Here is a 13131-nt window from a genome sequence, read left to right as displayed (position 1 = left end):
GGATGCCGTTGGCTCGCCGCGCGCGTGCTTGGTGGCGATTGCCGATTTCGTGGACAACGAAATCGTCATGTCGACTGCGAGAGCCTACCCTGGGCGCTTTGTTCCGATAGCAGGACTCAATCCCCACATTCACGCCACGACGAGACGGGTCGAGGTCGCCGTCAGAAAAGATCAAGGCTCTGGGGTTTGCAGGCATCAAACTGCATCCTCGTCTCAATGGCTACGATCCACTCGATCCAAAGATGATCGCTGCGCTCGATGTCGCTGGCGAAGTAGGGCTAGTCGTCTTCTTGGATACCCTATTTCGCCAGCGAGGACGTGCAACCCGCCACGCGCCCGACGTAGTCGACTACCTAGCTTCAGCCTGCCCAGATACCAAGATGCTGTTGCTGCATGGTACCGGGCCAACAATGATGGAACTGTACGAGATCGTACGCTGCAACGACAACCTGCTCTTGGATCTCTCATTCACTATCTTGCGGTACAAAGGCAACAGCAGACTCGACTGCGACATGAACTTCCTCATGAAAAGCACCGACAGGCTCATGACCATCGGCTCCGACTTTCCAGAGTTCAGCCTCGCAGAGACACTTCGACGTTTCGAGGATTTGGCTATAGACGTCGATTCGGAACGTCGGGATAACCTTCTGTTCCGCAACCTGGAGAAGCTGTTTGCCGGATACGCTCTCCCTAGAGAAGGAAACGAATGAACAGAATTGCCACAACAGGATTCGATATCGTCGGTCATGCATTTATCGCTTTGACGCTAGCCTTTACGATCTATGGGCAGCTGGTCCTAAAGTGGCAGATGGGAACAGCAGGCTCTCTACCTCCGGGGACAACCGAGAAGATCGTTTTCCTGCTGCGCCAGTTCCTGAATCCATGGATCCTCACGGGTCTTTTCTCGGCTTTCGTTGCCTCGCTGGCATGGATGGCCGCGATGACGCGTTTCGATCTCGCATACGCATATCCCTTCATGAGCCTCGCGTTCGTTATCGTGATGTTGTTTGGAGTGGTCTTTCTCGGAGAGTCCTTGAGTCTGGCCAAGCTGAGCGGCACGCTTATGGTGGTGGGGGGCCTCACGATGATTGCGAGAGGCTAGCTCGCTCTCCCCCATTGCGCGAATTCCCTGGAGAAAATCCGAAATCATGACTTGGATCCCTTTCAACAAACCTTACATGACGGGAAAGGAGCTTTGGTACATCTCCCAGGCCCACGCGAGAGGACAACTGGCCGGAGATGGGGAGTTCACCAGAATGTGCAACGGCTGGCTCGAATCGAGAACAGGAGCTCACCGTGCCTTGCTCACGCACTCGTGTACGGCGGCTCTCGAGATGGCGGCCCTACTTCTCGACATCAAAGATGGGGACGAAATCATCATGCCGTCGTACACGTTCGTTTCGACGGCCAATGCATTCGTGTTGCGCGGTGGTCGCCCAGTGTTCGTAGATATTCGCCCGGACACACTCAACATCGACGAATCCAAGATTGAAGCAGCCGTCACCGAGCGCACCAGAGCCATCGTGCCCGTACACTATGCTGGCGTTGGCTGCGACATGGACTCCATAATGTCGATCGCCAGAAAACACGGTCTGTGGGTCGTTGAAGACGCGGCACAGGGTATCCTGTCATCCTACAAGGGTCGCCCTCTCGGTTCTATAGGGCATCTGGCTGCGTTGTCCTTTCATGAGACCAAGAACATCATCTCAGGCGAGGGCGGTGCGCTGCTGGTCAACGACCCTGGACTCGCCGAGCGCGCAGAGATCATTCGGGAAAAGGGTACCAACCGGGCGAGATTTTTTCGAGGCCAAGTCGACAAGTACACGTGGGTAGATGTTGGTTCCTCATACTTGCCTTCGGAGTTGGTAGCAGCGTTTCTGTGGGCGCAAATGGAGGAGGCCGACACGATTACTCGTCGGAGGATGGAACTGTGGGGTGTCTACCATCAGATGCTGGCTCTCGCCGAGACTCAGGGGCGTCTTCGGCGGCCTGTTATCCCTCCCCATTGCACCCACAATGCCCACATGTATTACGTCCTTCTCCCGGATCTCGATCGGCGGACCCAGTTCATAGACACGCTCAAGAGAAAGGAGGTTCAAGCCGTGTTTCACTACGTGCCCCTTGATGGATCTCCCGCAGGGCAGACTTGGGGGCAGGTACGGGACGATCTATTGAATACTCACTCGCTCTCATCTCGCCTCGTCCGACTTCCTCTTTGGATCAACCTGGAGGTCGAGCAACCACGCGTAATTCAGGCTGTGTACGAAGCACTAGAGGCCGTGGCCTAGCGGCGCTTTCGGAGTCAATTTGAATTTCTCGTTTGAATTTTCGAACATCGCAGATATGCGCGTGAATCACCGAGGTCGGAGAGAACGCACGACCGCGAGAAGCCCGAGTGGGTGGGCCGCGATCCCACACTCGAATGCCTCTCATGTCGTCGCGCACTGAGGTGAGCTTCACCTTCAAAGACAAGGCGTAACCAAATGGAGGACATGTTCCCGGTCACCCACCTCGACGAGCCTGGCCATACCTACTTGAACGGGGTACAGGTCTGTTTCGTACTAAGGCGTTCCAGGAGGATCCGCCGAATAACGCTGTTGGTGGATGAGAGTGGACTCATCGTGCGTGCACCCTGGACCGCATCGTCCGCAGCGATAGAGAACGCCATTGCAGCCACTTCCCGGTGGATCTTACGCAAGCTGGACGAATGGCGGCAGAAGCCTGCAATCCGAAGCCGTAAGTGGTGCTCCGGAGAGACTGTCGACTATCTGGGGCTGCCTGTCACGCTGACTGTTGTGGAAGACCGTTTGCTCCCGCTTACCGAACTGGGCGAGGATCGCATCCTGCGCGTCGGCACGCCGCCCGGAGGGGGTGCGAAGTTCGTCCGCTCGGCTGTCGTGGCCTGGTACAGGCGACACGCACGTCGGCACTTTCCCGGCCGGGTGGCCCACTTTGCAGGAGCACTAGACGTAGCGCTGCCCACGATCCTTGTCTCGGACGCATCTTCGCGCTGGGGCAGCTGCAACTCGAAACGGGAGGTCAGGCTGAACTGGCGGTTGATGCAGGCGGCACCCCGACTCGTCGACTACGTCGTCGCCCATGAAGTCGCACATCTGCTGCACCTCAACCACTCAGCGAGATTCTGGCGTGCCGTGGAACGAATTCTTCCTGACCACGAATCTGCCCGCTCCGAACTGAATGCGGTCAGTCGGCACTATATGTCGCTGTGAGATACTGTTTGCCGTCGTTCTCAGGCACCGCGATGCCGGCTTAGGCGATCCGTCTGTCCTTTCGATGCGGGCTTTTCGCCTGAGCGGCCCATTGTCCTCGTGCGAGTCCTCTCTGCATGCTCCGATGAAACTCGTCCTGTCATCGCTTCTAGTCGTGCTCTCGATCAGCGCATGCGGTCTCAAGGGACCGCTGTACCTTCCCCCTACTGACGCTCCCCCTGCGGACGCGAAGGCAAAAGCAGAAGAGAAAAAGTGATCCCGTTCCACTTCAAAGACGGCCAGCTCCACGCGGAGGACGTGCCGCTCTCCGCCATCGCCCGTGACTTCGGCACTCCGTGCTACGTGTACTCGAAGGCGGCTCTGGTCGCGTCGTACGACGCTTTCGAGCACTCACTGACCGGTAGACCCCACCTGATCTGCTACGCGATAAAGGCCAATTCGAATATAGCGATCCTTGACCTGTTCGCCCGACGCGGCAGCGGCTTCGACATCGTGTCAGGGGGAGAACTGAGGCGGGTGCTCGCGGCAGGAGGGGACCCGGGAAAGGTGGTCTTTTCGGGGGTCGGCAAGTCCGAAGCCGACATCCGGTTCGCCCTGTCGCAGCGGATACTCTGCTTCAACGTCGAATCGCGCAGCGAACTCCTGCGCATCTCCGGCTGGCGGCAGAGACCAGGAATCTCGCGTCGGTGAGCCTCCGTGTCAATCCGGATGTGGATGCGGGACGCACCCCTACATCTCCACGGGGCTCAAGGAGAGCAAGTTCGGCGTTGCATTCGAAGAGGCCTACGAGCTCTATCGCGAAGCCTCGCATCTGCCAAGCATTCGGGTTCTGGGCATCGATTGCCACATCGGTTCCCAGATCCCCAGAAACAGCCCCTTTCGTCGATGCGCTGGATCGCATCTTGCGGCTCGTCGACAAGCTTGCCGCTGCCGGGATCCACGTGGAACATCTCGACCTCGGGGGGGGACTGGGAATTCGCTACACCGACGAAACCCCGCCCGACCCAGGACGGTACGTCGCCGCATTGCTCGAGAAGCTTGCCGGCAGGTCACAGACGCTGCTTTTCGAACCTGGACGTGCTCTGGTGGGGAACGCTGGTTTGCTGCTCGCACGGGTCGAATATCTCAAGCCGGGCGAGGCACGCAACTTTGCCGTCATCGATGCCGCCATGAACGACCTCATGCGGCCTTCTCTCTACGATGCCCACCACGACATCGTTCCCGTGACGCCACGTGCCGCGGAACCGCGCCTGTACGAAGTGGTCGGCCCCGTCTGTGAAAGCGGGGACTTTCTGGGACATGACCGGGAACTCGCACTTGAGGAAGGCGATCTGCTGGCGATTCTTTCCGCGGGCGCGTACGGCATGTCGATGGCGTCGAACTACAACACCCGGCCCCGCGCAGCGGAGGTGATGGTGGATAGGGCCTCCGCGACTTTGATCCGGCCTCGGGAAGAGGTGGATTCACTGTTCGAACTTGAACTGTGTGTGCTGAAATGATGTGATATTCGGAAAGTTTTTGGGGCTTAGGTATGCCAAGCAGAACGGAGTTGGAGCAAGCCAGACAGCCCGTTCATGGGGGGAGGAAGAACAGATGAGTGAAAGCGTGAAGTATCTGCTGGACGAAACCAGGATTCCCAAGACCTGGTACAACCTTGCCGCGGACTTGCCCGTGCCATTGCCGCCGGTGCTGCACCCGGGAACGCTGAAACCGGTGGGGCCGGACGACCTCGCGCCGCTGTTCCCGATGTCGCTGATCATGCAGGAGGTCACCACCGAGCGTGAGGTCGAGATTCCCGGACCGGTGCGTGACGTCTACCGTCAATGGCGACCGTCTCCCCTGTACCGCGCCCGCCGCCTCGAGAAGGCCCTGCAGACACCCGCCAGGATCTACTACAAGTACGAGGGCGTAAGCCCGGCCGGCAGCCACAAGCCGAACACTGCAGTGGCGCAGGCTTTCTACAACAAGGAAGCCGGCATCCGGAAGATCAGCACGGAGACCGGCGCCGGTCAGTGGGGATCATCGCTGGCATTCGCTGGCGCCCTCTTCGGCATCGAGGTCCAGGTGTTCATGGTGCGGGTTTCCTACAACCAGAAGCCCTACCGGCGCGCCCTCATGGAATCGTATGGCGCGCGATGTGTGCCCAGCCCTTCCATGGAAACGAACTTCGGTAGAGCCCTGCTGGCCAGGTCGCCGGACAACAACGGCAGTCTCGGCATCGCCATCTCCGAAGCGGTGGAGATCGCTGCCACCCGAAGCGATACGAACTACGCGCTGGGATCGGTCCTCAACCATGTTCTGCTTCATCAGACAGTGATCGGGCAGGAAGCCATCGAGCAGCTGGCAATGGCAGACGACTATCCCGACGTGGTGGTCGGCTGCACGGGAGGCGGGTCGAATTTCGCCGGTATTGCGTTTCCGTTCATCGGCGCCGAGCTGCGAGGAGGGCGAAAGGTGCGTGTGGTGGCCGTCGAGCCCGCTGCCTGCCCCAGCCTGACCAGAGGCAAGTATGCGTACGACTTCGGTGATACCGGGCACATGACGCCGCTCGCCAAGATGCATACGCTCGGGTCCTCGTTCATGCCTCCCGGTTTCCACGCGGGCGGTCTGCGATATCATGGAATGGCTCCGCTGGTGTCCCACGTGAAGGAATTGGGACTGATCGAAGCGCGGGCCTATCATCAGACAGCTTGCTTCGAAGCAGGTGTGCTCTTCGCGCGAAGCGAAGGCATCCTGCCGGCTCCCGAGGCCAATCATGCAGTCCGGGGAGCGATCGACGAAGCCATACGCTGCAAGGAAGAAGGCGTGTCCAGGGCCATCTTGTTCAACCTTTGCGGACACGGGCATTTCGACATGCAGGCGTATATGGATTACTTCTCGGGCAAGCTGACGGATCAGGACTACGACGAAAACGAACTGGCCATGGCGCTCGCGGGTCTTCCCTCCGTTCCGGAGCCGGCGTGACATGATCCACGACGTCCTGTCTCAAATCGACTATCTGGCGGTTGTCTTTGCCGCCGTGGCAGGCGTCATCGTCGGTGCCATCTGGTACTTGCCAGGGACGTTCGGAAACGCGTGGAAGACAGCACTGGGCGTCGGGGCTCACCGGCGCCCGGTGGACCCGAAGGTGGTCGTCGTCGTGCGTGGGCTCGCCACCGTTATCACTGCGTTCAGCCTTGCCTTGCTTCTGGTCGGCAGCGGGGCAACCACTCTGGGCGGAGCGTTGCGGCTTGGTCTGGTAGTGAGCCTGGGCGTCGTCGTCACCACGGTGGTTTCGGACTACCTTTTCGCCGGTTGGTCACCCAGGCTGATCGCCATAACAGCCGGCCACCGGTTCCTGCACATCATGGTGATGTGCGCCGTGCTGGGAGCCTACAAGTACGTCGGCTGAGCCATGCTCAGCCGAGCTTTGCATCCACGAATTGCTGCATGCTGCCGAGCGTTTCGAACACGGATCCATCGATCTCGTCGTCATTGACCGTGAATCCGAAGCGCTCTTCCAGCGCAGCGATCACGGTCACGACGGCCATGGAATCCAGCTCGGGCAGTTGCCCCAGCAGCCTGGTTCCACTGGTGAACGTGCTTCCTCGACCATTGAGATTCAGCGCTTCATCCAGGATCTCGACAATTTCGTCTCTCGTGCTCACCGCGTTCGGCCTCGTCAAAAAGGGGTGGATTCCAGTTGCAAGCATCGCGCCCGCCAAAGCCGGACCTACGGGAACATCGTAGCCTCGCCGCGTCGTGTCCAGGTGATCCCGTCGACATAAGGGGGAATTCTCCGGTCCCTCCGCGATCTCAGTTCGAGACTTAGGGAACGGATGTTGCGTGCAGGCCTTCCGGCCGCACTGCACATTCTGCGCGACCGACGGGAACTGGCGCGTTCTGCCCTTTTGCAGAATCGCGCCCTCCCAGCCCTGACATCACCCAGACCAGAAAATGCCCGATTCGTATCTGTTGCACCATCTTGTGGAGCATTCGGCGTCCAAGGATGCCGAGCGCGTCGCACTGACATTCCAGGACACGTCCCTGACCTACGGAGAACTCGCCGCCCGGATGAGGGAATTCGGTTCCGCAATGCTGGAACTGGGGTTGAAACGGGGTGAACGGGTCGGTATCTGGCTGGACAAGCGCTTGGAAACGGTGGTCGCGTCCTTCGGAACGTCGGCGGCGGGATGCACGTTCGTTCCAATCAACCCCCTGCTCAAGGCGGAACAGGTCGCCTACATCCTCCAGGACTGCAACGTGCGGGTCATGGTGACGACTGCGGAACGCCTGGCTTTGCTCAAAGGCGTACTACCCGGCTGCCCTGACCTTCAACATGTCGTCCCTGACGGGGATACCCGGGACATCGGCCCCGGGAAGAGTCGAGGTCATCGGGTGGAACGACCTGCCTTCGGCGTCTCGCTCTGTCTCCCATGGCATGACCGACGGCGACATGCTGGCGATCCTGTACACCTCCGGGAGCACAGGACGGCCCAAAGGGGTCGTGCTTTCCCATCGGAACATGGTGACCGGGGCCAAGAGTGTCTCGAGCTACCTTCGAAACGTGAAGGAAGACACGCTGCTCGCGGCCCTGCCCCTTTCGTTCGACGCAGGGTTCTCTCAGCTCACGACGGGATTCCATTCCGGGGCACGCGTGGTCCTGCTCAACTACCTCATGCCACGAGACGTCGTGCGTACGATGGAAAAGGAGAGGGTTACCGGACTCACTGCGGTACCGCCACTGTGGATCCAGCTGACGCAGATCGAATGGCCGGCAAGCATCGGGGAACACTTGCGCTATTTCGCCAACACGGGTGGACGCATGCCGTTCGAAACCCTCAAGGCGCTCCGCGCTCGGCTGCCTGTCACACGTCCATACCTGATGTACGGTCTGACCGAAGCCTTCCGCGCGACTTATCTCCCCCCGGAGCAGGCCGATCTCCGCCCTGATTCCATCGGCAAGGCCATTCCCAACAACGAAGTCATGGTGTTGCGCGAAGACGGGAGCCCGTGCGCGCCTAACGAGCCGGGAGAACTGGTTCAGCGTGGGCCGCTCGTGGCGATGGGCTACTGGAACGATCCGGAGAAGACAGCCGAGCGATTCCGACCGCTGCCCCGCAACGTGGGAGGCCGGCATTCGGGTCTCGTGCTGGACGAGATCGCCGTGTATTCGGGGGATACGGTCCGAATGGACGAGGAAGGCTACCTGTACTTCATCGGCCGGCGCGACGAGATGATCAAGACCTCAGGCTACCGCGTGAGCCCGACGGAAGTGGAGGAGGCCGTCTATGCGACGGGTCTGGTCGCGGAATGCGCGGCGTTCGGGATCGACCACGACACGCTGGGTCAGGCAATCGTTCTGATTGCGACGGCGAAAGGGAGTGTGCCCATTGACGGGAACATGGTTCTCGCAGCTTGCCGCAAGTCGCTTCCCGCCTATCAGGTTCCGTCTGTCGTGGAAATTCGGGAAGGTGTGCTCCCGCGCAACCCGAACGGCAAGATCGATCGCAAGCTGCTGTCGACCGAGTACGTGGCCCGCAAGAGCGAGGCCGCAGCCGCATGAGTGACACTCGCATGGCGCCGCGGCACGTTCCCATGGATCAGTTCCCCATAGAAGATGGGGAACTGATTGTCGGTGGCATCAAGATTTCCCGCCTGGCCGACGTCGTCGGACAGACACCGTTCTACGCATACGATCGAAAGCTGCTCTCGGAACGGGTCTCCGAGCTGCGAGGTGCATTGCCGGCTCAGGTGGAACTGCACTACGCGATGAAGGCGAACCCCATGCCGGTGCTTGTGAATTTCCTTGCGGGCATGGTGGACGGTCTCGATGTCGCGTCCGGGAAGGAAATGCGGATCGCCCTGGACACCGGAACCAGTCCCTCGGACATCAGCTTCGCCGGACCCGGCAAGTCAGTGAAGGAGCTCACTCAGGCAGTGGCCGCGGGTGTGCTGCTCAATGTGGAATCTCGCCGCGAAGTCGAGGAGCTGGCGGCGATCGCGGAGAGGCTTGGCTACCCGGCACGTGTCGCCGTGCGCGTGAACCCCGACTTCGAGCTGAAGTCCTCCGGCATGAAGATGGGCGGCGGTCCCAAACAGTTCGGTGTCGACGCGGAGGCGGTGCCCGAACTGCTGACATTCATAGGCCGTCTGGGATTGGGATTCGAAGGGTTTCATCTTTACGCCGGATCCCAGAATCTGAAGGCCGAATCCATTGTGGAGGCTCAGTGCAAGTGTTTCGAACTGAGCCGCCGTCTGGCCGAACACGCACCGTCCCCGGTTCGAGTATTGAACCTCGGCGGAGGATTCGGCATCCCTTACTTCCCCGGCGAATCGAGGCTGGACTTGAGCCCGATCGGCGCAAATCTGGATAACCTCGTCTCCCAGGCCGAACGGGACTTTCCGTCCTGCCGGCTCGTGATCGAACTGGGGCGATACCTTGTGGGCGAGGCTGGCGTGTACGTCTGCCGGATCGTCGATAGAAAGGTCTCACGCGGCCACACCTTCCTCGTTGCCGATGGCGGACTGCACCACCATCTCGCCGCATCGGGGAACTTCGGTCAGGTCATCCGCAAGAACTATCCCGTTGCCATCGGCAATCGAATGGGCGGTGAACCCATGGAAAGCGCATCTGTCGTCGGGCCACTGTGCACACCGCTGGATCTGCTCGCCGATCGCATGGAACTCCCATCCGCCCGGGAAGGCGATCTCGTCGTCGTGTTCCAGTCAGGGGCCTATGGCTTCACCGCAAGCCCCCGCGACTTCCTGAGCCATCCCGAACCCTTGCAAGTCCTGGTGTGACAAGATGATCCGAGCAGACGTCGAATTCGCGCGCGCGTTGCAGTCCCCTGCGCGCGCCTTCAGCAGGAGTGCCGAGGGGTTCATCGAAGCCCCGGGAATCCGCATCGAACTGGATGCCAATGCGGACTGCTGGAACGATCAGGAATTCCTGCTGATGCTTCGCGGCGAACCTTACCTGGCTGAGGCGGGTCGAGGAGAATCGGCGGGATCGCTGGCTGGCACGTTGGCAGCGAGTCTCCGCGCAAAGCCGGAGGCCACTCTCCGGACCCTTCGCGGAAGATTCGCCGCCTTCTGGGTCGATCTGCGGGCGATGACCGTGGGCCTGGCCTGCGACCGCTTCGGCACCTACAGTCTCTGCTACTCGTATCGCGACGGCCGCATGCGTATCGCGGAACGGGCGGACATCGTGGCTGGTCCCGATGCCCAGATGGACCCTCAGTCCATATTCAACTACCTGCACTTCCACTGCATCCCCTCTCCGCGCACCATATTCTGCGATGTGTTCCGTCTGGAGCAGGGCAGCATCCTGAGCGGGGACTCCAGGGGGTGCCGGTCGGTGTTCTGGTGGAAGCCCGAGTTCCGCGAGGACACCCCAGCGGACTTCGACGGTCTCCGCGATGAGTTCCGCAGCATCATTCGCTCATCGGTGGAGAGAGCGGCGAGCGGTCAACGAACAGCCGCGTACCTTTCCGGCGGAACCGACAGTTCCACGGTGCTCGGCATGCTTCGCGACGTGACCGGTGGAGCGCCCCGGGGCTATTCGATCGGATTCGACGCTCAGGGCTACGACGAGATGGAGTACGCGAAGATCGCAGCGCGCCATTTCGGAGCCGACCATCGCGCCTACTACGTCACACCGCGTGACCTGGTGGACGGGATCCCGACGGTCGCCTGCCACTACGACCAGCCATTCGGCAACTCTTCCGCATTGCCCGCCTACTACCTGGCGAAACTCGCCAAGGCCGACGGGTATGAGCGGCTGCTGGCCGGCGACGGTGGCGACGAGCTCTTCGGAGGCAACTCGCGATACGCGAAGCAGCGGGTATTCGGTTGGTACGACGCGATTCCGCCGTTCGTCCGCGCGTCGATCATGGAACCGCTGCTGTTGGGCTCGTCGGCTGCAAGGCGCCTTCCGCCGCTGCGCAAGGCAGCGAGCTATGTGGAGCAGGCGCGTGTTCCCATGCCCGAGCGACTGGAGATGTACAACCTGCTGACCCAGCTGACGCTGGCCAGGGTCTTCGATCCGGATTTTCTGCAAGGTGTGGACTCGCACGTGCCGGTGCGGGAGCAGCGCATTTGCTGGGACCGTGCCCTCGCGCAGTCGCAGATCAACCGGAATCTCGCCTTCGACTGGAAGTTCACGCTTGCGGACAACGATCTTCCCAAGGTGACCGGGACCACCGCCCTTGCGGGCATCGAGGTGTCGTTTCCGCTTCTCTCGGACGAGCTGGTCGATTTCTCTCTCAAGGTTCCTCCGCACTACAAGCTCAGGGGCCTCAAGCTTCGCTGGTTCTTCAAGGAGGCACTTCGCGGCTTTCTGCCCGACGAGATCCTCACGAAGAAGAAGCACGGATTCGGCCTTCCTTTCGGGCATTGGGTCATGAAGGACGCTGATCTCGGCGCCATCGTCGACCGCAGCCTGCAGGGCATGTCGGGACGCGGCATCGTCCGTCCCGATTTTCTGCGAGAGCTCAGGAGAGACCTTCTTCCTCAGGCCCCCGGATACTATGGGGAGATGATCTGGATTCTCATGATGCTGGAGCAATGGCTGGAGGGGCGAGCCCGCTCGGGTTCAGCATCCACCAGCGAGCCGGCCATCATCCCCCCCATCAGAACTGCGGCCGCTTGAGTGGACGAGAGCGCGCTCACACGCCAGGTGACGTCGCAGGTACCGACCGCCGGGAGTTCCGGCTCCCGCATGCAGGGCAGCATCAAGCTGGAGGCCGTGGACGCCATTCGCGGCTGGGCGATCTTTCTGGTGATGGTGGCGCACGTCGGCAGTCTCTTCCCCGAACTGCCCTATCCCGTGAAGCGGGTCACCAACTTCGGCTGGTACGGAGTCCTGCTCTTCTTCATCGCAAGCGCATTCACGTTGATGCTCTCGTGGAATCGGATGAAGGGAGATACGGGCACCCGGACCTTCAACTTCTTTCTCCGAAGATTGTTTCGCATTGCACCGGCCTTCTACCTGGGCGCCCTCCTGTATGTGTTCGTCAGACCGCCCGCGAGCCATTTCGACGTGTCTCAGCTTCTGGCGACATTGCTGTTCGTGAATGCGTGGTCACCGGATTGGATGACGACCGTTGAGGGACGGTGGCAGGTCGTTCCGGGAAGCTGGAGCGTGTCCGTGGAATTCTGCTTCTATTTCGCTTTTCCGCTGATCGCACTGTTCGTGCGGAACGCGCTGCAGGCCTGCGCCTTTGCCCTGGGCGCAATGTGCCTGATGGTCATCTCTCCCTCCCTTGGCGTGCGGCTGCACGGGAGTGCCGAATCGACGCCTGGCCTGGACAACTTCCTGTTCTTCTGGCCACCCAATCAACTGGTTGTATTTTCGCTTGGCCTCGTTCTCTACTTTCTTGTGGCAGGAAGCAACGGCATGTCCGGAGTGCGTCGCATATTCGAGCGATCAGCAACGCCCATCCTGGTCGCCGGCGTGATGGCCATCCTGTTGCTGACCCTCATTCCCATCCGGAAGACCGCACTGGCGACGACGGTTTCGTACCCTCTTCCCACTCACGTCGTTGTCTCCGCGGCGTTCGCGGCGATCTGCGCGGCGCTCGTTCTTTCGCCCGGCCGCTATCGCCTGGTCACCGGACTGCCATGGCGAAAGCTCGGAGAGGCCAGCTTCGCTGCGTATCTCCTGCACTGGACAATGCTCGATGTCGCGCACGCGGTGCAAGGGACGCTTCACTTGAAGTCCGAGGGATGGTGGGCGATCGTCCACTACTCGATGTTCCTCGCCGGCGTGACGGCGTCCACGTTCGTGCTGTCTTCCGTTGCACACTCCATGATCGAGAAGCCGATGATTGCGCTGGGCCGCCGGCTGGAACGGCGTCCGGCGTTCGCGGGCCCGTCACTGAACGCAGGAAAGCACGGCGCATAGCCGGTTCCCCGCTTC

11 protein-coding genes and 2 pseudogenes are annotated in these 13131 nt (G+C 60.8%); 12 read left to right on the top strand and 1 reads right to left on the bottom strand.

Annotated elements, in window-relative coordinates; genetic code table 11:
• Positions 1 to 119: 119 nt before the first annotated feature.
• The 8 genes and pseudogenes from IPK20_07355 (at position 120) to IPK20_07320 (ending at position 6621) form a co-directional block, all read left to right on the top strand.
• The gene (locus tag IPK20_07355; GenBank protein MBK8016552.1) at positions 120 to 710 is read left to right on the top strand and encodes an amidohydrolase family protein; all 591 of its coding nucleotides are present in this window, start codon (positions 120 to 122) and stop codon (positions 708 to 710) included.
• The gene (locus tag IPK20_07350) at positions 707 to 1102 is read left to right on the top strand and encodes an EamA family transporter (protein ID MBK8016551.1); all 396 of its coding nucleotides are present in this window, start codon (positions 707 to 709) and stop codon (positions 1100 to 1102) included. The genes IPK20_07355 and IPK20_07350 overlap by 4 nt, the downstream gene beginning before the upstream one ends.
• Before the next feature lie 46 nt (positions 1103 to 1148).
• Entirely contained in the window at positions 1149 to 2288 is a 1140-nt protein-coding gene (rffA, locus tag IPK20_07345; protein ID MBK8016550.1) for a dTDP-4-amino-4,6-dideoxygalactose transaminase, read from the top strand.
• Positions 2289 to 2483: 195 nt separating this feature from the next.
• Positions 2484 to 3230: a M48 family metallopeptidase gene (locus IPK20_07340; protein ID MBK8016549.1), complete on the top strand. Its 747-nt coding sequence runs from the start codon at positions 2484 to 2486 to the stop codon at positions 3228 to 3230.
• 124 nt (positions 3231 to 3354) lie between these two features.
• Entirely contained in the window at positions 3355 to 3486 is a 132-nt protein-coding gene (locus IPK20_07335; GenBank protein MBK8016548.1) for a lipoprotein, read from the top strand.
• Positions 3483 to 4729: pseudogene (gene lysA / locus IPK20_07330) on the top strand (diaminopimelate decarboxylase). Before IPK20_07335 ends, lysA begins: the two are co-directional and overlap by 4 nt.
• 94 nt (positions 4730 to 4823) lie before the next feature.
• A complete protein-coding gene (locus IPK20_07325) occupies positions 4824 to 6194 on the top strand; it encodes a TrpB-like pyridoxal phosphate-dependent enzyme (GenBank protein ID MBK8016547.1) in 1371 nt (456 codons plus the stop codon).
• Position 6195: 1 nt separating this feature from the next.
• Positions 6196 to 6621 (top strand): DUF1761 domain-containing protein, encoded by a 426-nt coding sequence (locus IPK20_07320; protein ID MBK8016546.1) that lies wholly within the window; start codon positions 6196 to 6198, stop codon positions 6619 to 6621.
• Positions 6622 to 6628: 7 nt separating this feature from the next.
• Here IPK20_07320 and IPK20_07315 read toward each other — a convergent pair whose 3' ends face one another.
• Complete coding sequence (locus tag IPK20_07315) at positions 6629 to 6922, bottom strand: acyl carrier protein (GenBank protein MBK8016545.1); 294 nt, start codon at positions 6920 to 6922, stop codon at positions 6629 to 6631.
• Between the two features lie 244 nt (positions 6923 to 7166).
• Between IPK20_07315 and IPK20_07310 the strand changes: the two are divergent.
• From IPK20_07310 to IPK20_07295, 4 genes and pseudogenes are all read left to right on the top strand, one after another.
• A pseudogene (locus IPK20_07310) lies at positions 7167 to 8775 on the top strand (acyl-CoA ligase (AMP-forming), exosortase A system-associated).
• 32 nt (positions 8776 to 8807) lie between these two features.
• Positions 8808 to 10013: a pyridoxal-dependent decarboxylase, exosortase A system-associated gene (locus tag IPK20_07305; GenBank protein ID MBK8016544.1), complete on the top strand. Its 1206-nt coding sequence runs from the start codon at positions 8808 to 8810 to the stop codon at positions 10011 to 10013.
• Positions 10014 to 10167: 154 nt separating this feature from the next.
• Positions 10168 to 11862 (top strand): asparagine synthase, encoded by a 1695-nt coding sequence (locus IPK20_07300; protein MBK8016543.1) that lies wholly within the window; start codon positions 10168 to 10170, stop codon positions 11860 to 11862.
• Complete coding sequence (locus IPK20_07295) at positions 11863 to 13116, top strand: acyltransferase (protein ID MBK8016542.1); 1254 nt, start codon at positions 11863 to 11865, stop codon at positions 13114 to 13116.
• The last annotated feature ends 15 nt before the right edge of the window (positions 13117 to 13131 follow it).

The organism is Betaproteobacteria bacterium (assembly GCA_016713305.1).
GTDB lineage: Bacteria > Pseudomonadota > Gammaproteobacteria > Burkholderiales.
Note: the sequence above shows the minus strand (reverse complement) of the source record. Positions and strands in the feature narration are given on the sequence as shown.

Bases quoted from the DNA above. Each gene is read 5' to 3' on its own strand.
- IPK20_07320 (MBK8016546.1), top strand. From the start codon at position 6,196: ATGATCCACGACGTCCTGTCTCAAATCGACTATCTGGCGGTTGTCTTT.
- rffA (MBK8016550.1), top strand. From the start codon at position 1,149: ATGACTTGGATCCCTTTCAACAAACCTTACATGACGGGAAAGGAGCTT.
- IPK20_07340 (MBK8016549.1), top strand. From the start codon at position 2,484: ATGGAGGACATGTTCCCGGTCACCCACCTCGACGAGCCTGGCCATACC.
- IPK20_07300 (MBK8016543.1), top strand. From the start codon at position 10,168: ATGCTTCGCGGCGAACCTTACCTGGCTGAGGCGGGTCGAGGAGAATCG.
- IPK20_07325 (MBK8016547.1), top strand. From the start codon at position 4,824: ATGAGTGAAAGCGTGAAGTATCTGCTGGACGAAACCAGGATTCCCAAG.
- IPK20_07305 (MBK8016544.1), top strand. From the start codon at position 8,808: ATGGATCAGTTCCCCATAGAAGATGGGGAACTGATTGTCGGTGGCATC.
- IPK20_07350 (MBK8016551.1), top strand. From the start codon at position 707: ATGAACAGAATTGCCACAACAGGATTCGATATCGTCGGTCATGCATTT.
- IPK20_07315 (MBK8016545.1), bottom strand. From the start codon at position 6,922: ATGCTTGCAACTGGAATCCACCCCTTTTTGACGAGGCCGAACGCGGTG.
- IPK20_07335 (MBK8016548.1), top strand. From the start codon at position 3,355: ATGAAACTCGTCCTGTCATCGCTTCTAGTCGTGCTCTCGATCAGCGCA.